A 19,877-nucleotide genomic window follows, 5' to 3' on the forward strand; every position below is an offset into this window, starting at 1 on the left:
GGGGTCCGTGACATGTCCTACACGTTTCAATTCGGCGCGCTGCTGCCCTACAAGGCCGATATTCTGGCCGGCATCTGGCTGACGCTGAAGCTCTCCTTCATTTCCATCCTCCTCGGCGGACTGGCGGGCGCCGTGCTGGCATCGCTGCGCTCGACCTCGGGGCGCGTCGTGCGGCTCGTGATCGACGCCTATGTCGAGATCATCCGCAACACGCCCTTCCTCGTCCAATTGTTCATCGTCTACTTCGGCCTGCCCGGTCTCGGCTTTCGCGTCGGGGCTGATACGGCGGCACTCATCGGGATGACGATCAATCTGACCGCCTACTCCACCGAGATCATTCGCGCGGGCATCGAGGCCATTCACAAATCGCAGATCGAAGCCGGCGAAGCGCTGGGCTTTACCCGCTTCCAGATCCTGCGGCACGTGATCATCGTGCCGGCAGTCGGCAAGGTCTATCCGGCACTCTGCAGCCAGTTCGTGCTGATGATGCTCGCATCGAGCATCTGCTCGGCGATATCGACGCCGGAACTCGCAGCCGCCGCCGCCTTCGTGGAATCGCAGACCTACCGTTCCTTCGAGGTCTACATCCTCGTCACGCTCATCTACTTGACGCTGGCGCTCGTCCTGCGCGGCGCACTCGCGCTGCTGGGGCTCTGGCTGTTCGGACGCCGCGCCGTCCGTCGCCCGCTGGCTGCCATGCCGGAGGTTTCCGCATGACCCTTCGTACATTCGGCTTCAGTGAATTCGGATTTCTGCTGCAGGCCCTGCAATGGACCGTGCTTCTGACCGTGATTGCGCTCATCTTTGGTGGAGCACTGGGTTTTGTCGTCGCGCTGGCACGAACCTCCCGGTCGAATGTGCTTCGCCTGGCCGCAGCAACCTATATCCAGCTGATCCAGGGCATTCCGGTGCTGATGATCCTGTTTCTGTCCTATTATGGGCTTAGCCTTGCCGGCTTCGAGTTGCCGCCGCTTTTTGCCGCCGGCGCATCGATGGCGATCTACGCCTCCGGCTATCTCGCCGAGATCTGGCGCGGCTGCATCCAGGCCGTTCCGAAGCAGCAGTGGGAGGCGTCAGAATCCCTCGCCCTGTCACCGCTGCAGCAGTACCGGTATGTGATCCTGCCACAAGCGATCCGCATCTCGCTGCCGCCCACCGTCGGCTTTGCCGTGCAGGTGGTCAAGAACACCTCGGTCACCTCGATCATCGGATTTGTCGAACTGGCGCGGGCGGGCACGCTGATCAACAACGCCACGTTCCAGCCTTTCCGGGTCTTCGTGGCCGTCGCCATCCTTTATTTCGTGGTTTGCTACCCATTGTCCCAGCTGTCACGCGTGCTGGAGAAGAGGCTTCATGTCGGAAGTAGTCGTTGAAAATGTCCACAAGAGCTTCGGCGCGCTCGAAGTTCTCAAGGGTGTATCGCTCACGGTCGGGCGTGGAGAGGTCTTTGCCCTGATCGGTCGCTCCGGTTCCGGCAAAAGCACGCTGCTGCGCTGCATGAACGGACTGGAAAAGATCAATTCCGGCCGCATCGAGATCGCCGGCCATGTTCTGGGCGGCGATGCGAAGGCCCTGCGCAGCCTGCGCACCGATGTCGGCATCGTGTTCCAGAGCTACAATCTGTTTCCTCACCTGAGCGTCGGGGAGAACATCATGCTGGCGCCCCGCATCGTGAAGGGCGTGCCGCGGGCTGAAGCGCTGGGCATCGCCCGCGAAGTGCTGCAACTGGTCGGGCTTTCGGAGAAGATCGACGCCTATCCCGACCAATTGTCCGGCGGCCAGCAACAGCGTGTCGCCATTGCCCGCTCGCTGGCGATGCGTCCGAAGGTGATGCTGTTCGACGAGGTGACCTCAGCGCTTGATCCGGAACTGACCGAGGAGGTGCTGCTGGTGATGGAGCGGCTGGCGCGCGACGGCATGACCATGATCCTCGTCACCCACGAAATGGGCTTTGCCCGGCGGGTGGCGACACAGACCATCTTCATGCACAAGGGAACGATCTGGGAAGCCGGACCATCCGGCCCACTGTTTGCCGATCCCCGCACGCCCGAGCTTCGTCAGTTCGTCAAGGCGGACGTCAAGTAGCCTTCGCTCTCTGGCGCGGGTGTGATTGTTCACATCCGCCTGGCTTGGTTTCGTTTTGCGCAAGAACCTTGGCGCAAACAGTGCCGGAACAGTTCCATCCCTCAATCAAAAACATCATTTGAATAATCATGTTTTTGATTGATCTGTGTGTAGCAAACATCAAGGGAGCGCCGTGCACATCTGGAATTGGACGAGTGGCCTCTGGCCTTGCCCTCACGCCGTGCCTTGCGGGTCCAACGGCCGGACATGCGGAGGAGGACAAGGCCCGGACCTTTACAGATGAGCGCGGTGTCGCGATTCAGGTTCCCGCCCATCCGCAGCGCACTGCGTCGATCTCCTGCTTCGCGACCGATCTTTCGTTTGCGGTCGGCGTGAAGCCGGTTGCAACAACCTATATGGTGGCCAACTGCTATACGGATTGTCTGCCAGGTCAGGGCAGCGTGCCGCCCCGGCATCGCCGGAGAGGGCGATGCCGGATGAGGGGTCGAGCGACGGCATGCAGGACGGGGCAGACCCCGGTTGCCGGATCGGAGAGGCAAGAGGATGGAGGATGCATGCTGACATTGCGGCAGATCGAGGTCATCCGGGCGATCATGGTTACCGGCAGCATTGCCGGGGCGGCGCGGCTGCTCAATGTTTCGGCCCCGGGCATCAGCCGGCTGATGAAGTATTCGGAGGATTCGCTCGGCGTGCGGCTGTTCGATCGCCGGTCCGGTCGCTATGTGCCAACATCGGAAGCGCGCAACATTTTCGATCTCCTGGATACGGTGCATCGCAAGCTGGAAGACCTGCAGTCGGCGATTGCCGATCTCGGAACCGGGAAGAGCCAGGAACTGCGCATTGCCGCCGTGCCCAGCATTGCCAATGTCATGGTGCCGCGCGCGATTGCGCAGGTGCGCCGGCGCTATCCGGATGTCGCGCTCGACGTGAACATCCTCAAGATCGAGGAGGCCATCGATTATCTGCTGCTCGGTCGCGGCGAACTGGTGGCGATCTCGTCCCGCTTCGACCATCCGCTCATCGAGTTCGAGCCGCTGGCCAGCGGCACGCTCTTGTGCATCGTGCCGGAAGACAGCCCGCTCGCCGCCCGCGAGACGATTACGCCGCAGGAGATGGCGCATCACCCGCTGATCGGCATCAACCCCAGGGATCCCTATGGCGCGATCATGGCCGCCATGTTCACCACGGCGGGCATAGACTATCGCATGACGGTGAAGGCCCGTTTCGGCACAACCGTCTGCAGCCTCGTCGCCGCCGGTCTCGGCATTGCCATCATCGACGAGTTCACCGTCGCACATAACGTCGTCAGGGGATTGAAGACGCTGAGAATCGAGGCCGATTCCATCTTCAACACCTACATCGCCTATCGCCGCGACCTCCCGCTATCGGTCTATGCCGAGTTCTTTCGCGATTGCCTGCGACGCGAGATGGACAGCGTCAGCTCCCTGAAAAAGCCCGGCCGACGCCGGAGCGGAGACACGCGCAAACCGTAACATCATGTTATGGATCAGCGCAGATTTGGTATGCGATCTTTGCACCGAAAGACGCTAGCTTGACGAATATCCAGTTTCTTCCCGCCAAGCGCCCGATCACGATGCAACCGCAGACCGCCCCCGACCAGACATCGACTGGCATCACCGTGAACGGAGAGACGCGTCTCTTTCCGGTGTTGGGCGACCCCGTTGATCAGGTACGTTCGCCGGAGGTGGTGAGCCGCATTCTCGCCGAACGCGGATCGAACGCGATTGTGGTGCCCATGCATGTGAAACCCGCAGACCTTGCTTCGGTGTTTTCGGCCTTTCTCCGGATTGGCAATCTCGGCGGCATGCTGATCACCGTTCCGCACAAGCAGGCGTCGCGTGACCTGTGCGCCGACTGCAGCGACCGGGCGCGCTTCGTCTCCTCCGTCAATGTCGTGCGCCGCACCGCAAACGGCTGGTATGGCGACAATACCGATGGCATCGGCTTTCTCGACGCGATCGCGGCGAAGGGGTTTGACGTGACACGCAAGCGGGTGCTGCTGGCAGGCCTTGGCGGCGCCGGCGCGGCCATCGCTTTAGAGTTCCTTCTCCGCGGCGTCGGCCTGCTTGCCCTGCACGACATCGATACGATCCGCCGCGACAGCCTTTGCGATCGACTGGAGGCGCGCTTTCCCGGCCGGGTTGCGACTGGCGGTGCAGACCCCCGCGGCTTCGATCTGCTGGCCAATGCCACACCGCTCGGAATGCGGCCAGATGACCCCTATCCATTTGATGTCGAAGGCTTCCGATCCGGTCAGTTTGTGGCTTGCGTCGTCACCAAGCCGGAAATATCACCGCTGATACTAGAAGCCAGACGGCGGGGATGTGACACTGTAACAGGTATTGACATGTTCGACGCGCAGGCCGCAAGGCTTGCCGGGTTTCTGGAGCGACGCGACCTTGATGAGAGGGAGCGTCAGATCATGCGTCTCTGACGGCAAGGAATGATCCGGGTGGCGTGGAGGAGACGGCGCCGAAAGCCCGGTCTGAAACAGAGGGAGGACTTCATATGCTTCGCAAGACCTTATTGATTGCCACAACGGCGCTGCTTTCCGCATTGGGGACCGCGCATGCCGCAGATACGGTAAAGCTCGGCATGGTGGCCGAATTGTCCGGCGCCGGTGCGCCGGCCGGCACGAACTGGCGCGACGGCATCAAGATCGCCGCCGAGGAAATCAACGCCGAAGGCGGCATTCTCGGCAAGAAGGTCCAGATCGACGAATACGACACGCAGACCGATCCGCAGGTTTCGCGCGCGCTCGTACAGAAGGCGATCGACGGCGGCGCCTATGTCATTCTCGGTACGATCTATTCCGGCTCCACGATGGTCAACATGCTGGTCGCCCAGCAGAACAGCACGCCGCAATTCGTCGGCTCGGAATCGCCTGCCGTCGTGCAGAAGGGCAATCCCTTCGTGTTCCGCACCTCCTCCGGCGCGCAGAAGGGCGTTCCGGCACTCACCGCCTATTTCAAGGACACGCTGAAGGCCAAGACTGTCGGCGTTGCCTGGGTCAACAACGAGTTCGGCAAGGGAGGCCACACGGTATTCCTGAAGGAGATGGAAAAGGCCGGCATCAAGGTGATTGCCGACGTTCCCTCCGAACAGGCGCAGACCGATTATGCCGCCGACGTTGCCAAGCTGAAGCAGGCCGCTCCGGATGCCGTCTTCGTTTACATGAACCAGGAGGAATCCGCCCGCTTCCTCATCGAGGCCAAGAAGCAGTCGCTCGCCATGCCGCTCGTCGGCGAGGTGACGCTGACGGAAGCCAAGGTGATCGAGCTTGCCGCCGGTTCGGCCGAAGGCGCCATCGCCCATGTGGGCCTGACCGCGACGGCAACCGACGTGCCGGGTATCGCAGCCTTCGCCACCAAGTTCGAGGCAACCTTCAAGCGCAAGCCGACCCATGATGCGATCAAGGGCTATATCGGCGCCTGGACCACGAAATATGTCACCGAAATGGTCGGCAAGTTCGATGGCGAGGCCTTCTCCACCAAGATGCACGGCCTGTGCCTGAAGGTGGCCGACCATCCGAAGATCCTGATGGACACCTGCTGGGACGATACCGGCGAAATGTCGCGTCCGAGCTTCATGGTCCAGGTCAAGAACGGCACGCCTGTCGTGATCGGACAGGTGCCCGCCAACTGATCCCCGTCACGGTTCAGTCTCGCCGCGGCGCCTGTCGCCGCGGCCTTTCCCGAAAGAGACAACGATGTCCCAATTCCTGCAAGTCATGCTCTCCGGCCTGGCGACGGGCTCGATCTATGCGCTGGTCGCCATTGGTTTCACCCTCGTGTGGCAGGCCGCCCAGACCGTCAATTTCGCCCAGGGCGAGTTCGTCATGCTGCCCGCCTTCTTCGTTCTGGCGGCCATGAAACTTCTCGGCATGCCGTTCTGGAGCGCGCTGCTTCTGGGGCTCGCGATCTCTCTGCTGGTGCTCGGCCTGCTGTTCAAGAAACTGATTGTCGAGCCCATCCTGCCGCATGGCGGCATCACGCTCATCATCGCCACCATGGCGCTTGGCATCCTGTTGAAGGAAAGCGTCAAGGAATTCTACTCGGCGGAAGCGCAGCCCTTTCCCTCGCTGTTTCCTGCCCGGCATCTGGATTTCCACGGGGCGGTTCTTTCGCTGCAGGATATTTTCAACCTCGTCCTCTGCCTGGCGATCGTGGTGTCTCTGACGCTTTTTCTCAATCGCACGCGCACAGGACGCTGCATGCAGGCGACCGCCCAGAACCCGGCTGTTGCCGAAATCCTCGGCGTCAACGTCAAGCGCATGATCCTCTACACCTTCCTGATCAATGCCGGACTGGCGGCCATCGCCTCCTTCCTCATCACGCCGGTCTATCTTGCGAAATTCTCGAATGGCGAGAGCCTTGGCCTGATCGCCTTCATCGCCGCCATCGTTGGCGGCTTCAACCAGATCCGGGGCGCGCTCGTCGGCGGGCTGCTGATCGGCGTGCTCGACAACCTGACTGCAACCTATGTGACCGCCGAATATCGCGCGGCGCTGCCGCTGGTGCTACTGATCGCGGTCATCCTCGTGCGCCCGCAGGGCCTGCTCGGCACCAAGGAAGGGAGAGCCGTATGACGAAGGTAAACAAGGGTTTCATCGTCGCAGCCCTTCTCCTCGCCGTCGCCATCGTGGCACCGATCGGACAGGGCAACTACATCACCTATACGCTGGCCTCCTGGCTGGTCTTCTCCATTGCAGCCATGGGGCTCAACCTGACGCTTGGCTATGCCGGCCAGATCTCGCTTGCGCAGGCCTCCTTCATGGCGATCGGGGCCTATATCACCGCGCTGCTGACGCTTTCCGGCTGGCACTGGATGGCGGCGATGCCGCTCGGCGTGATCGCCTGCTTCATCGTCGGTCTTCTTCTCGGCTATCCGGCGCTGCGGCTGAAGGGCCATTTCCTTGCCTTCGTGACACTTGCCTTCAACACGCTCGTCTTCCTCGTCCTGCGCAACGAGGAGTGGCTGACTGGCGGCAGTTACGGCCTGACGGGCATGCCGCGACCGGGCTTTGGCCTGTTCACCACCATGAAGCAGTTCAATTTCTACTACTTCACGCTCGCCGTAACCGTCCTTGCCGCGCTGGTGATGTGGGGCATCGTGCGCTCGCCCTGGGGCCGCGCGTTCACAGCGCTGCGGGAAAACCCGATCCGTGCCGAGAGCCTCGGCGTCGATACGCGGCGCATCACGCTTCTCGCCTTTGCCATCGGCTCAGCCTATGGCGGGCTTGCCGGATCACTCATTGCGCCGCTCGTGCAGTTCATCGAACCGGGTTCCTTCGGGCTTGCCCATTCGCTGCGCATCCTGCTGATGGTCATCGTTGGTGGCGCCGGGTATTTCGGTGGTCCCTTCCTCGGTGCAGCCGTGGTGATCCTGCTGCCCGAAATGCTGCGCTTCACCCAGGGTTATTACCTCATCATCTACTCCGCGCTTGTCATCGTCATGCTGATCTTCGTGCCGGCAGGCCTGATGGGAATGGGCCAGAGATTGCGCGAGAAATTCTGGCCGGGACGCCAGCAGCGGGCTGACATGGCGGAAGGAGCGCGTCTGAAATGAGCAAACCGGTTCTGTCCGTACGCAATATCCAGAAGAGCTTCGGCGGCATCAAGGCCGTGCGTGGCGTGTCCTTCGAGGTGCAAAGGGGCGAAATCCTCGGGCTCATCGGCCCGAACGGGTCCGGCAAGTCCACGCTCTTCAACTGCATTCTCGGCCAGTTGCCAGCCGATACCGGCGAAGTGGAGGTCAACGGCAGGCCTGTTTCGAACATACGGCCCTCCGATCTCAACAAGCTCGGCGTCGGCCGCACCTTCCAGCAGCTGTCGGTCTTCCCGAAGATGACGGTTCTCGACAATGTGATCCTCGCCGGCCAGGAGCATCGCGGCACCATGCTGTCGCGGCTGTTCGGGCCAGGCGATGCGGGGCTGACCGCCGAGGCCGAGAAGATGATCGAGTTCTTCCGGCTGACACCCTACCGGGATACGCCGGCAGGCTCGCTCTCCTACGGCCAGCAGAAGCTTGTCGATGCCGCCATGGCCTTCATGGCGGGGCCGGATCTCGTGCTTCTCGACGAGCCGGCGGGTGGCGTCAACCTCACCATGCTCGCCAACCTGAAGGACAGGCTGGTTGCCTACAATGCCGAGCACGGCACCACCTTCGTGGTGATCGAGCACAACATGGAATTCGTCATGAGCCTTTGCACCCGCATCATCGTGCTGGCGGAAGGCGCCGTCATTGCGGAAGGGAGCCCGGCGGAGATCCGGGCGAACCAGACCGTGATCGACGCGTATCTGGGAGGCTGAGCATGCTGGAACTCAAGAATGTCCATGGCGGCTATGGCAAGGTGACCATCCTGAACGGCGTCTCGTTCACGATCCCGAAGGCCTCCATCACCACCGTCATCGGCCCGAACGGCGCCGGCAAGTCCACCGTGTTCAAGGCGATCTTCGGCCTTCTCAACATCCATTCCGGCCAGATCCTGCTGGATGGCAAGGATGTGACGCGCCAAAGCCCGCGGCAGATGATCGAGCAGGGCGTCACCTATGTGCCGCAGGGCCGCAATGTCGTGCCGCAGCTTTCGGTCTATCACAATCTGGAGCTCGGCGGCATCACGGCAAGCGATCAGGACCGTGTACGCGCGCGCATCGAGACGGTGATGGACCAGTTTCCGATGCTGCGTGAATTCCGCAATCGCAAGGCCATCGAACTGTCAGGCGGACAGCAGAAGCAGCTCGAAGTGGCACGCGCCCTTCTGCTCGATCCCAAGCTGATCCTGATCGACGAACCCTCGATCGGTCTTTCGCCCAACCTCGTGCAGGAAGTATTCCGAACCCTCATCCGGCTGCGGGACCAGGGTGTGACGATCCTGATGGTGGAGCAGAATGCCAAGGCGGCGCTTGCCATGTCCGATGACGGACTGGTGCTGGAGCTTGGCCAGACACGCATGCATGACAAGGCAGAGACGCTGCTTCGGGATCCCCGCGTCGGCCAGCTTTTCCTGGGCGGGCATATCGAGACGGCGCAGAGCCACTGACCGGTATCGCCGGGCGGCATCAGCGGTCCCCATGATGGAAGGCCAGTCGGCATGCCTGGCTGGCCCTCAAAGCGCAGAATTGGTCTGCCGCCAGAGATCATCAGCCGGAATGCGCCCCGGGTCCGTGTGGGGACCGAGTAGACACATCCGCACTCGTTGACGGATCTTTTCCGGCGGGCACGGCTCAGGGAAGATCACCCGGCACAGACCTGATGCAGAGCGGGGGGATGCAAAGCGCCGGTCTGCCAGTCTCCTGTCTTCCGATCCTCCCGGCGATGACCGCACGCAGCTCATCTGTTTCATAAGTTCGAGAAGGAGGCTCTGATGCCTCCGGTCGTTCGCCACCGGCAACAGCAACCTGCGTGATTGCCTTCAGCTCGATTGCACGCTAAAAAAGATTACCCAAATAATCAACTTTTAGACCCCCATCCGAGATGAGCGTAAAGACCCCGCGCCAGATGGCGCTTTTTCTGGAGCACAGGCCGGCCTTGGTGGATTACGCCGCCCGGCTGATGGGCTCGCGCGATCAGGCGGAGGATATCGTGCAGGACGCTTTTCTCCGATTGAAGCCGAAGGAATCGGAAGACTATGCCCCGCGCCAGATACTTTCCTATCTCTATAGCATCGTGCGCAACCTTGCGCTTGACCAGTTGAAGCGCCGCAGCGTCGAGAGCCGGGGCCGCGATACGGATCCGCCATTCTGGATCCTGCCGCAGAATCCGGGCACGCCGGAAGACGCTGTTCTATGGTCCGACCAGGCGCGCGTCGCAGCGGAAACACTGGAGGGCTTGCCGCCAGAGATGCGTCTGGCCATCGAACTCTATCGAACCGAAGGGTGGACGCTGGAGGCAATCGCCTCCGAATTGAAGGTCTCCGTGGCAACGGCGCACCGGTTGATCCGCACCGGCATGGTGAGGATCGCCCTGTCGCTGGATCAGGCCAGCCATTGAAAATACCGGTGAACCGATGAAAAATCCGACCGTGCCGATCGTTTATCAAGAAGCCGCACACGCAGGCGCGCAAACGGCCAGACAATCACGCAACGAGGGAACCGCCGGCCGGTGAGCACCACAGATCACCCAGAACACGAAGGCGGACTGGCTCTCGAGCAGGCGATGGATTGGTTCATGCGCCTGCGGGATACGCCCTGCGAGGAAGACGTTGTCCGGCAATGGGAGGCCTGGCTCCGGGAATCCGAGAAGCATGCCGCGGCCTGGACACGGATCTGTCGCACCTGGGTCGCACTGGGCGAACGACCGGCACCGCTCCCCTCCGCGCGGCCTCCCCTTGCACCCACGGCATCATTCGTACAGCGGGCAGGCAAGGAACGGCCCTTCTCGCGGCGGCGCTTCGGCCTGGCGGGCGCAGCACTGCTCTGCCTCAGCCTCGCCGTCATCCTCTTTGGAACCGACCTGCCGTTGCGCTTCGAAGCGGATTTCCGCACCGGTGCAGGCGAAACCCTGACGACGACACTGGCAGACGGATCGCGCGTGACACTGGCACCGGAATCCGCCCTCTCCGACGCCTTTGACGGTACCACTCGCAAAGTACGGCTCCTTGAGGGAGAAGCCTATTTCGAAGTAACCCACGACACCACGAGGCCTTTCGTGGTCACGGCCAGGGACGCCTCTGTCCGCGTGCTGGGCACCGCCTTCAGTGTTCGCGACACCGGGCACGGAACGCGTGTCGAACTGGCCCGTGGAGCCGTCGAACTCCGGTGGACGGATGCCACCGGAGATACGGCCATGGCGCTGGCACCGGGCGATGCGGTAACCGTCGACAGGTCGAACGGAAAGGCAGACCGAAGCCGTGTCGATCCGCACGACATCGCGCTCTGGCGTGAGGGACGTCTGTCGGTCACCGACCAGACGCTCGGCGATGTGGTCGGCCTGATTCAGCGTCAGCATCCCGCCTGGATCGTCGTGGCCGAGGCTGACATTTCAGCGCTGCGGGTGACCGGCCTTTACGACCTGAATGATCCGGACAAGGCCCTGGCGGCACTGATTGCGCCGTTCAACCTGCATCTGCGCCCCTTTTCACCCTATCTCCGGGTGATTTCGAGCCGCTAAGTACTTGTTTTAGCGTGCGAGAGCGCATGCATGCAGCATCGCGTTCCAAAAAAGATTCGAGGCGCCTGAAAAACTTGCCTCCTTCACTCGTATTTACCCGCAGACGGCCTGGGCCGTTTCTGTATGGGGACGAGTATGACACTGACGAGATTTTCTGCCGAACGCGGCCCGCGGGAACGCGCCTTGCCGCGTCGACTGCTGACCACCACCGCCTGCGCCCTGACGCTCCTGACGGGGACAACAGCCTTACCCGCCATGGCGCAGGTGGCAGGAGAGGCGGCCGCGTCGCGCAGCTACGACATTCCGGCACAGCCGCTCGCCAATGCGCTGAGAACATTCGGTCGCCAGTCGGGCCTGCAGGTGTCGCTGCCCGCAGAGGCCGCGCGGGGCGGCAGTTCCGCACGCGTCTCCGGAACGCTGAGTGCTGAGGCAGCACTTTCACAACTGCTTGCGGGCACCGGATTATCCTACCGTATCAGCAATGGCGTCGTCGTGGTCGGCGCCCAGCCGCCGGCAGCCACCAATGACGCAGCACCGGCCGATGGGGCGACCGTGCTCGACAAGATCCACGTGACCGGCGAGCGGACAGCAACCAGCGTCAGTTCCGTCAACATCGGGGCCGAACAGCTCGAAGCCCGCAATCCTGACAGCATTGCCGATGTCTTTCGCGACGAAGCGGGCGTCAGTGTCGGCAGTTCGATCCCGACATCACAGAAGGTCTATGTCAACGGGCTGGAGGAAACAACGCTCGCCGTCACGATCGACGGCAGCCGTCAGAACAACCGCGTCTTCCACCACAATGCCACCAACCTCATCGATCCATCCCTCCTCAAGGCAGTGGACGTTGATGCCGGCATTGCCCCGGCCGATGCCGGACCGGGCGCGCTCGCGGGCTCGATCGCCTACGAGACCAAGGACGTGAAGGACCTGCTGTCCGAAGACGGTTTTGGCGGCATGGTTTCGGAAACCTACAATTCGAACAGCAGAACCTTCACCACCGGCCTCGGCGGCTGGGGGATGCAGGACGGCTTCGAATTCCTGGGCTTCCTCAACTATGGCAAGGGAAGCAATTACGAGGCCGGCAATGGCGCCGAGGTCCGCGGGACCGAGACCAACCTTCTGAGCGGGCTCGGCAAGTTCGCCTATGAGGCGGACAGTGGCGACCGCTTCGAAATCAGCCATGAACGCGTCCGCGACGATGCGGAACGGCCCTATCGGGCAAATGCCAGCGCGGTTACCACCGGTCGCCCCTGGGAACCGCGCTACCGCAACTACAAGCTCGACCGCGACAACACCGTCTTCACCTATACGGACACCACGCCGGAAGGCTGGTGGGATCCGACGATACGGCTTGCCTACAGCCACAGCTCCGTCAAAACACCGATCTTCTACGATGCCGGCGGTGGGGTTGGCGCCTCCTATGCCGGACAGGGGGAGAGCGGCAGCCTGAACGGCAAGGTCGAAAACAAGTTCACGCTGGAAAATGGTACGGTCGTCGCGGGTCTGGACTTCTACAGCGATCGGATCGAGCTGGATACGGCCGTCAACACCGAGGATGCCCGGGAAAGGGCACGCAATGTCGGGATCTACAGCCAGGCGCGCCTGGAGCCTCTTGATGCGATGCGCCTCTCTTTTGGCGGGCGCGCCGACAAGCAGTGGTTTGAAGGCACAACCGGACAGGAATGGGACCATCAGGGCCTCAGCGGCAATGCATCGGTCGAATATGATCTGACGAGCTTCCTGACGGCCAAGGCCGGTGCCTCGCATGTGTGGGCCGGCATTCCACTCGCCGAAGCCTTCATCATGAACCCGGCCTGGAACTACGGGTCGTCAGGGCCGGAGGTAACGACCGCCAACAATGTCATGGCCGGCCTCGAATTCCATCACGACGGCTACACGGCAGGGGCAAACCTCTTCCGCAACCGCATCAGTGATGCGCGCGTCGCCAAGTGGGCGTCGGCCTCAGCCAATCTGAACTATGACGTGGAAACGCACGGCTTCGAGATCAGCACCGGGTACGACTGGATCGATGGATTCATCAAGGTCAAATATGCGCATATCGAGGCCGAGATCGACGGCAAGCCGGCCGATTCCGACACCGGCAACTATCTGACCACACCGGTTGGCAATATCATCACCGTCTCGGCCGCCCACATCTTCGCGGACTGGGGCCTGAGGATCGGGACCGACATGGAGTTCGCCCCCGAATACAAGGACGGTGCAACCACCTATGCCTCCTATCAGGTGGTCAACCTCTACACGGAATGGAAGCCGGAACAGCTGCCGCACATGACCTTCCGCGCGGAGGTGCAGAACCTCTTCAACGAGACCTATGCGAGCCGCGCCACCTATGGTCAGGAATTCGGCAATGTGACGCCGCTCTACGAACCGGGTCGAACCTTCCTGCTGTCAGTCAGGGCAACCTTCTGACTGATCAGACCGTGCTGTGCCGGGAAACCGGCGCAGCACGCCAGCGCATCGAGCAACGAGGAAACCCCAGATGAGCGACAGGCGCACCGCGCGCAACCTCCGCCTCGGGCTTTGCAGTCCCCTGTCGAAACGGACCGGAGGATGGTCATGATGCCGCGCGCACCCATGCCGGCCGCGCATGATCCGCAGGCGATCGCCGCGGCGGCGACATTCCAGAGCTTTGCCAATTGCTACATCCGCGAAATCGATCCCGGCTGCGCTACGTGCATGGCGCTCGATGGCTGCGAGCGGCACTGCCTCGACTGGTATCTCTCGGCGCAGCGGCTGCATCTGCGCGCCGTGGTCGCCGCCGACAGCCGTACCGGCCCGAAGGCCTTTGGACCGCTGTTCAGCCGCCATCCGGGCGAACGGGACTGGCAACCGATGGATCCGCTCTGGGCCATGCAATGCCTCGTACAGGATCTCGCCGAAAAGACGGCAGGAGAAAGCCGGCCCGGCGCAGGACTGGAACTGATGCTGCGGACGCTGCAAAGCTGCGCCCGGATCGCAACGATCGCGGGACAGAGCGCCGGACGGCTGGACAACCGGCCGGAGGGTTTTCTGGAAAGCGAACAATCACTTGTCTTCGGCCACTGGATGCATCCAACGCCAAAGAGCCTCACAGGGATGAGCGACTGGCAATCTGCGGTCTATGCACCGGAGGGTGCAGGACGTTTTGCCCTCACCTATTTCGCCGCACCGCGTGAAATGGTGCGCAGCCGCTCGGTCGCCGGAAGCCTGGACGCGATCCTGCGGGAGATGGCAGCGGATCTGCTCAAGACCAGACCGATCGGAGACGGCGAGATGCTGCTGCCGATGCATCCGCTGCAGGCAGAAGCGCTGCTGCTCGAGCCGCGTATCCAGGCGCTGATCGAGGCCGGACGGCTTCGTCTTCTCGGCAGCGGCGGGCTGCGCTTTACCGCCAGCTCGTCGGTGCGCACCATCGCCTCCGACGATTGCGACTGGATGCTGAAATTCTCCCTGCCGGTGAAGATCACCAATTCGCTGCGGCTGAACCGCCGGCACGAACTGGACGCCGGCGTCGCCATGGCACGGCTCGTCGAACTGCTTGACCTTCAGACCCGACTGCCGAAGCTCGGCTTCCTCAGAGATCCCGCCTACCTGACCCTCGACCTGCCCGGTGCCTGCGAAAGCGGCTTCGAGGTGATCCTGCGGGAAAACCCCTATCGCGGCGAGAAGGGCAACGGCATCGTCAGCCTGGCGGCACTGACGGCGCCCGCCCTTCCCGGTCGCCACCAGCGGCTCGCGGCATCCGTTGAGAGGATGGCCGGCTACGCCGGGATGGCGCGCACTGACGCAGCGTTCCACTGGTTTGACTGCTATCTCGATTGTGTGGCGGCGCTCGTCCGCCTCTATGACGAAACCGGCATCGCGCTCGAAGCGCACCAGCAGAACATGCTGGTCGATGTCTCCCAGGGTTGGCCTTCCAGGGTCATCTACAGGGACAGCCAGGGTTTCTACCTCTCGGAGCGGCACCGGCCGGCGCTGACAGCTGCCCTGCCCGATCTCTCGATGGTGGCCGATCTCTTTTATCCCGAGACCGAGATCCGCCGTCGCTTCGGCTATTATCTTGTCGTCAACCAGGTCTTTGCCGTGATCCATCGCATGCAGATGGAGGGGCTCGCCGATGAGGCCTGCCTTCTGGCCCGCCTGCGGAACCATCTCGCCCACCTGTCAAAGAGCCTGCGCGGCAGCGGGCTCGATTTCGTCCGCCATCTGCTTGACGACAGAACGATCACCACCAAGGCCAATCTGGGTGTGCGGGTGGCCGGCATCGATGAGCTCGAAGGCGGGGCGGGCACGGCGCTCTACCGGGACATGCCGAACCCGCTGCATCCCGCCCAGATGCAGGACACAAGGATTACCGATGCCCTTGCCTCTTGACCTGCCCGGCCGGCCGGACGAGCGCGTGCTGCGGCAGTTCGTGTCCGCCCTCCTGTTCGAAGGTCTGGCTCGGGTGGATGAACCCAGCTCAGACGACGACATGACACGGCTTCAAATCGGTAAAGGCGAGGCACGCGCCCGGCTACGCCACGGTCCCTTTGGCCGCCCGCGCATAGCACCGGGCTCCTTTCAAGTCCGATGCCCTGAAACCCGCGCCTGGACCGGCGGCTCGCTCGACCATCTGATCCATCTCCTGCCGGCACAGGAGGCCGCGCGGCTGACACTGCTTGGCGAACTCGAACGAACGGTCACATTCCTTCATCAGGACAGTGCCCTGCTGCAACCAGTCGACAGGCGCTCACTGCCCTTCGACCGGCTCGATTGCGCGCTTGCGGAGGCACATCCCTACCACCCCTGCTTCAAGTCCCGCACCGGCTTCACGCTCAGAGACAACGCGCTGTTCGGCCCGGAGGCCGCACGGCCTTTCCGGCTGCACTGGCTGGCAATCGCACGCCGGCATGTCCGCGAGGCGCTGCCGACCGATCCGGAGATCTTCTGGCGCAAGGAACTCGGCGAGGCCCATGCGGCACGCCTCTTCTCGCGCATGAGGCGCAACGGGATCTCGCTCGACGGCCACGCTCTCGTGCCGGTTCATCCCTGGCAGTGGCGGCACCTGAAGCATGGATTGCTGGCCGACTGGATTGCCGACGGACGGGTGACCTCGCTCGGCGAAAACGGCGATCCCTACCGGGCGACACAATCGATCCGCACGCTCGTCAACCACGCCGATCCGGCCCGTGCCCACGTGAAACTGCCGCTCGACATCGTCAACACCTCCTCACGGCGGGGACTGGAGCCGCACTCGATCGTGACGGCCCCGCATCTCAGCCGTTGGCTTGCGGCGCTCGTGGAGGGGGATCAGGATTTTCGCAGCCGGTATCGGCTGGAGGTCCTGCAGGAATATGCCGGCATCCGTGTCGATGCGCATGGAGCGCTCGACGGCAGGCTGGGGCTGATGCTGCGTGAAAGCCCGCAGACGGCTCCGGACGAACAGGCGGTCCCCTTCAATGCGCTGATGATGATGGAGGCGGACGGCAAACCCTTCATCGCCCCGTGGATCGCCCGGCACGGGCTTCTCCCCTGGCTGAACCGGATGCTGGAGGTGACGATCCTGCCTGTGTGGCACCTGATGGTGCATCACGGCGTAGGATTGGAAGCGCATGGCCAGAACATGATCCTGGTGCTGCGCAACGGCTGGCCGGAGCGGCTGATCCTGCGCGATTTCCACGAGAGCGTCGAGTTCTGCCCCGCGCTGCTGCGCGTTCCGGACGCCCTGCCGGATTTTGCCGCGATTGACCCGGTCTACGATGGGGCGCCGTCGGATGCCTATTACTGGACCGACCATGCCAACGAACTGCGCGAACTGGTGATGGACTGCCTGTTCATCTACTGCCTGACGGAAATCTCGCTGCTGATCGAAACCGCCTACGGGCTCTCAGAACACGCCTTCTGGGATATCGTGACGAGGCTCCTCGACGGCTATGCCGCCGGCTATCGCGACCAGCAGCGGCTTTGCCTCTTTGCCCACGACCAGCCGGACATTTCGACGGAATCGCTGCTTTCCCGCAAGCTCTTCCAAGACCGCAGCCTCTATCGCCACCGGGTGCCCAATCCGCTTGGGCTCCGAGACAGGAGCGACCAGCCATGATCCTCATCGACGGAACCTTCCACACCCGCGCCGACATCGAAAGCAAGGGCGAGGCCTTCCTCGCCGCGGCCGGCATCACCGATCGACGGCTCAGCGTCGCGATCTGCCTTGCTGAAACCGCAGACTGGCTGGCTGCCTTCTTCGCCGTCCAGCGGCTCGGCGCCAGCATCCTGCCGCTTCTGCCGGGCACGCCGCTTGCCACCGCCCGCAAGCTTGCCAGGGAAGCAGGCTGCCACCGGCTCTATCACGGCGGGACGACGGCCGAATGGCTCGGCGACCCCACCGACGAGAGCCCCCGCGGGCGGCTGCTGCAGATGAGTTCGGGCACCACCGGCGCTGCGAAATGCGTCGCACGCGACTGGGACGACATCGTGCGGGAGCTTGAGGACTATGTCCGTTTCTTCCCCGAACCGGACGGCATGACACCCATCGTCGCCTGCCCCACCACCCATTCCTACGGGCTGATCTGCGGACTGCTGGTCGGCCTGAAGCGCGGTCGCGTTCCGCATGTGGTGAACACGGCCAATCCCAAGCATCTGATCAGGGTGCTTGGCGACACCGAGCGGCCCATCCTCTATTCCTCGCCCGCCATGCTGCATACCATGGCGCGGCTTCTGCCACCGGGCGAAACGCTGCATGCCGTCATGACCTCCGGCACGCTGTTGCCGGAAAGCTGGTTTTCTGCGATCCGCAAGCGCACAGAGCGCTTCTACCAGCAATATGGCTGCTCGGAAGCTGGCTGCGTCGCCATCAATACCGATCTTGTCCATCCCGCCGAGATGGGGCGCATCCTGCCCCGCTTCTCGCTCCTCGAAAACGGCACGGCGGAACAGCCGGCGGAAATCGTGCTCGACGGACGAACGCGGATCGAGACCAGGGATCTCGGCTATCGCCGCACCGATGGCATGCTGGTCTTCGTTTCCCGACTTGACGATACCGTGAATGTCTCGGGCCTGAACGTCTATCCGCGGGATGTCGAAGACCAGGCGATTGCCGTCGAGGACGTCACGGACGCCGTCGCCTTCCGGGTGCCCGACAGTTTTGCCGGCGAGCGGGTCGCGCTCGTCTATTCGGCCAACCGGATCATGTCGCCAGCGGAACTGCGTGAACGGCTGATCGCCGTGCTGCAGCCGCATCAGGTGCCGATGCATCTCGTCCAGGTTCCCGAAGTTCCACGCCAGGCCAATGGCAAGATCAGCCGGCGCGAGGTCGCGCGCCGCTTTTTGAACGCAGAATTCGATCCCCGAAAGGAGTGCGCCTCGTGACCCGAAGCGACGTCATCAACGCCATCGCACAGGTGCTGGCCGGCCCCATGCAGCATCACCACATGCAGGATTTTTCGCCGACAGCACGCCTCAATGAGGATCTCTATCTCGATTCCGTTCTGATCCTGCAGATCTTCCTCAACCTCGAACTGGAACATGGGCTGATGGTCGATGACGACCTGATCAGCCGCAAGGACGTGGTGACGGTCGCGGATCTTGCCGATCTCTTCCTGCCGGAGAAGGAGACGCTGTCCGCCACACCGGAGACCCCCGCCGCGCCGATGCCGGAATTCGAAGGCGGAGTGCATGGCGAGGAGTATTATGACATCAAGGTGCACTGCTTCGTCAGTTGCCTCTGCGACGGGCTGAAGCGCCGCGGCATCGACCACCGGCCCTTCTACTTCGGCATCTGGGATGCGCCCTTCGGCATCGGTCCGCGCCATGACCTGCTCTATCACCACGAGACCGTCAGCCACGAACCGTTCCGGCTGTGGTTCGAGCGGCTCTACCGGGCGCCGGTCACCCCTTGGTACGATCCTTCCCGTTCGAAAGACGAAAACATCACAACCTTCCTCCGCCTGCTGGAGAGTCGGCGCAAGACCGAGGGCGTGATGGTCATGCTCGATCTCTTCCACCTGCCGGAACGGGAGAACAAGTTCAACCAGAACCCCTTCCCCCACTACCTGATGCCAGAAATGACCGATGACCCGGCTATGTGGTTCATCCGTGATCCGGACTATCGCTGGGAAGGTGTCATCGAGCGCGAGAAGGTCCTGAACGCCATTGCCCAGCCGACGGTTGCGGGCGGCTATCATTTCGACCGGGCAGCGTTCCGGCCGGCGGCAGATGCCGACGTCGCGGCCTATCTCAACGAATGCCTGATCCGCAACCGCAATCCGCTGATCGATGCGCTCCGGGATATCCTTTCTGCACATGTTGAAGGCCGGAACGGGCTGACGCTGTCGGACCTCAGCTCCGGGCTGCGCGAACTGCCCGTGCTCGCCATCCGGAAATACGCCTATGAACATGGCTTTGCCTTCATCTGGCGGGCGGCGCTGCTGCCCAACAGCGAATTCGAGCACTGGTGCACCGAGATCGAGGCACTGCATCAGGAGCTGAAGAACATCCACTTTGCCGCGATGAAACTGGCCCAGACCTGCGACCAGCGGCTGATCGCGGATGTGAGGCGCAGGCTCGATCGCGCCGACCGGATCGAGTTTTCCATCAAGACGCGACTCGGAGCCGCTTTCGACGCCTGGAGTGCCGGCTTCCGCGAGACACCCGCTCGGCGCCTGACGGCAGCGGGCTGAACG

17 protein-coding genes are annotated in these 19,877 nt (G+C 62.8%); all 17 read left to right on the forward strand.

Annotated features, from left to right (window positions below):
* Positions 1 to 12 precede the first annotated feature (12 nt).
* The 17 genes from F3H95_RS12075 to F3H95_RS12155 all read left to right on the forward strand — a co-directional run bounded on the left by F3H95_RS12075 (position 13) and on the right by F3H95_RS12155 (position 19,874).
* Positions 13 to 717, forward strand: coding sequence for an amino acid ABC transporter permease (locus F3H95_RS12075; RefSeq protein WP_149746150.1), 705 nt, complete (start codon positions 13 to 15; stop codon positions 715 to 717).
* Complete coding sequence (locus tag F3H95_RS12080; protein WP_149746151.1) at positions 714 to 1,373, forward strand: amino acid ABC transporter permease; 660 nt, start codon at positions 714 to 716, stop codon at positions 1,371 to 1,373. The genes F3H95_RS12075 and F3H95_RS12080 overlap by 4 nt, the downstream gene beginning before the upstream one ends.
* Positions 1,354 to 2,085, forward strand: coding sequence for an amino acid ABC transporter ATP-binding protein (locus F3H95_RS12085; protein ID WP_142881220.1), 732 nt, complete (start codon positions 1,354 to 1,356; stop codon positions 2,083 to 2,085). The genes F3H95_RS12080 and F3H95_RS12085 overlap by 20 nt, the downstream gene beginning before the upstream one ends.
* A 554-nt stretch (positions 2,086 to 2,639) precedes the next feature.
* Positions 2,640 to 3,578, forward strand: coding sequence for a LysR family transcriptional regulator (locus tag F3H95_RS12090; RefSeq protein ID WP_149746152.1), 939 nt, complete (start codon positions 2,640 to 2,642; stop codon positions 3,576 to 3,578).
* Positions 3,497 to 4,540, forward strand: a complete 1,044-nt coding sequence (locus tag F3H95_RS12095; protein WP_244617994.1) for a shikimate dehydrogenase — start codon at positions 3,497 to 3,499, stop codon at positions 4,538 to 4,540. The genes F3H95_RS12090 and F3H95_RS12095 overlap by 82 nt, the downstream gene beginning before the upstream one ends.
* A 74-nt stretch (positions 4,541 to 4,614) precedes the next feature.
* Complete coding sequence (locus F3H95_RS12100) at positions 4,615 to 5,751, forward strand: ABC transporter substrate-binding protein (RefSeq protein ID WP_149746153.1); 1,137 nt, start codon at positions 4,615 to 4,617, stop codon at positions 5,749 to 5,751.
* Positions 5,752 to 5,815: 64 nt separating this feature from the next.
* A complete protein-coding gene (locus F3H95_RS12105) occupies positions 5,816 to 6,694 on the forward strand; it encodes a branched-chain amino acid ABC transporter permease (RefSeq protein WP_142881223.1) in 879 nt (292 codons plus the stop codon).
* Positions 6,691 to 7,674, forward strand: coding sequence for a branched-chain amino acid ABC transporter permease (locus F3H95_RS12110; protein WP_142881224.1), 984 nt, complete (start codon positions 6,691 to 6,693; stop codon positions 7,672 to 7,674). The genes F3H95_RS12105 and F3H95_RS12110 overlap by 4 nt, the downstream gene beginning before the upstream one ends.
* Positions 7,671 to 8,417: an ABC transporter ATP-binding protein gene (locus tag F3H95_RS12115; RefSeq protein WP_149746154.1), complete on the forward strand. Its 747-nt coding sequence runs from the start codon at positions 7,671 to 7,673 to the stop codon at positions 8,415 to 8,417. The genes F3H95_RS12110 and F3H95_RS12115 overlap by 4 nt, the downstream gene beginning before the upstream one ends.
* A gap of 2 nt (positions 8,418 to 8,419) precedes the next feature.
* Positions 8,420 to 9,148 (forward strand): ABC transporter ATP-binding protein, encoded by a 729-nt coding sequence (locus F3H95_RS12120; RefSeq protein WP_142881226.1) that lies wholly within the window; start codon positions 8,420 to 8,422, stop codon positions 9,146 to 9,148.
* 434 nt (positions 9,149 to 9,582) lie between these two features.
* Complete coding sequence (locus tag F3H95_RS12125) at positions 9,583 to 10,098, forward strand: sigma-70 family RNA polymerase sigma factor (RefSeq protein ID WP_142881227.1); 516 nt, start codon at positions 9,583 to 9,585, stop codon at positions 10,096 to 10,098.
* Between the two features lie 111 nt (positions 10,099 to 10,209).
* A complete protein-coding gene (locus F3H95_RS12130; protein WP_149746155.1) occupies positions 10,210 to 11,217 on the forward strand; it encodes a FecR family protein in 1,008 nt (335 codons plus the stop codon).
* Positions 11,218 to 11,352: 135 nt separating this feature from the next.
* On the forward strand, positions 11,353 to 13,647 hold the full coding sequence (locus tag F3H95_RS12135) for a TonB-dependent receptor (RefSeq protein WP_149746156.1): 2,295 nt from the start codon (positions 11,353 to 11,355) through the stop codon (positions 13,645 to 13,647).
* Between the two features lie 150 nt (positions 13,648 to 13,797).
* A complete protein-coding gene (locus F3H95_RS12140) occupies positions 13,798 to 15,591 on the forward strand; it encodes an IucA/IucC family protein (protein WP_188134371.1) in 1,794 nt (597 codons plus the stop codon).
* The gene (locus F3H95_RS12145; RefSeq protein WP_188134372.1) at positions 15,575 to 17,299 is read left to right on the forward strand and encodes an IucA/IucC family protein; all 1,725 of its coding nucleotides are present in this window, start codon (positions 15,575 to 15,577) and stop codon (positions 17,297 to 17,299) included. Before F3H95_RS12140 ends, F3H95_RS12145 begins: the two co-directional genes overlap by 17 nt.
* Entirely contained in the window at positions 17,296 to 18,564 is a 1,269-nt protein-coding gene (locus F3H95_RS12150) for an AMP-binding protein (protein WP_149746159.1), read from the forward strand. The genes F3H95_RS12145 and F3H95_RS12150 overlap by 4 nt, the downstream gene beginning before the upstream one ends.
* Complete coding sequence (locus F3H95_RS12155) at positions 18,561 to 19,874, forward strand: DUF6005 family protein (protein WP_149746160.1); 1,314 nt, start codon at positions 18,561 to 18,563, stop codon at positions 19,872 to 19,874. The genes F3H95_RS12150 and F3H95_RS12155 overlap by 4 nt, the downstream gene beginning before the upstream one ends.
* The last annotated feature ends 3 nt before the right edge of the window (positions 19,875 to 19,877 follow it).

The sequence above is a fragment of the Rhizobium sp. RU35A genome, assembly GCF_900156005.1.
Classification (GTDB): domain Bacteria; phylum Pseudomonadota; class Alphaproteobacteria; order Rhizobiales; family Rhizobiaceae; genus Neorhizobium; species Neorhizobium straminoryzae.

Bases quoted from the DNA above. Each gene is read 5' to 3' on its own strand.
- F3H95_RS12135 (WP_149746156.1), top strand. From the start codon at position 11,353: ATGACACTGACGAGATTTTCTGCCGAACGCGGCCCGCGGGAACGCGCC.
- F3H95_RS12145 (WP_188134372.1), top strand. From the start codon at position 15,575: ATGCCCTTGCCTCTTGACCTGCCCGGCCGGCCGGACGAGCGCGTGCTG.
- F3H95_RS12080 (WP_149746151.1), top strand. From the start codon at position 714: ATGACCCTTCGTACATTCGGCTTCAGTGAATTCGGATTTCTGCTGCAG.
- F3H95_RS12105 (WP_142881223.1), top strand. From the start codon at position 5,816: ATGTCCCAATTCCTGCAAGTCATGCTCTCCGGCCTGGCGACGGGCTCG.
- F3H95_RS12110 (WP_142881224.1), top strand. From the start codon at position 6,691: ATGACGAAGGTAAACAAGGGTTTCATCGTCGCAGCCCTTCTCCTCGCC.
- F3H95_RS12085 (WP_142881220.1), top strand. From the start codon at position 1,354: ATGTCGGAAGTAGTCGTTGAAAATGTCCACAAGAGCTTCGGCGCGCTC.
- F3H95_RS12100 (WP_149746153.1), top strand. From the start codon at position 4,615: ATGCTTCGCAAGACCTTATTGATTGCCACAACGGCGCTGCTTTCCGCA.
- F3H95_RS12090 (WP_149746152.1), top strand. From the start codon at position 2,640: ATGCTGACATTGCGGCAGATCGAGGTCATCCGGGCGATCATGGTTACC.
- F3H95_RS12140 (WP_188134371.1), top strand. From the start codon at position 13,798: ATGCCGCGCGCACCCATGCCGGCCGCGCATGATCCGCAGGCGATCGCC.
- F3H95_RS12115 (WP_149746154.1), top strand. From the start codon at position 7,671: ATGAGCAAACCGGTTCTGTCCGTACGCAATATCCAGAAGAGCTTCGGC.
- F3H95_RS12075 (WP_149746150.1), top strand. From the start codon at position 13: ATGTCCTACACGTTTCAATTCGGCGCGCTGCTGCCCTACAAGGCCGAT.
- F3H95_RS12150 (WP_149746159.1), top strand. From the start codon at position 17,296: ATGATCCTCATCGACGGAACCTTCCACACCCGCGCCGACATCGAAAGC.
- F3H95_RS12125 (WP_142881227.1), top strand. From the start codon at position 9,583: ATGAGCGTAAAGACCCCGCGCCAGATGGCGCTTTTTCTGGAGCACAGG.
- F3H95_RS12120 (WP_142881226.1), top strand. From the start codon at position 8,420: ATGCTGGAACTCAAGAATGTCCATGGCGGCTATGGCAAGGTGACCATC.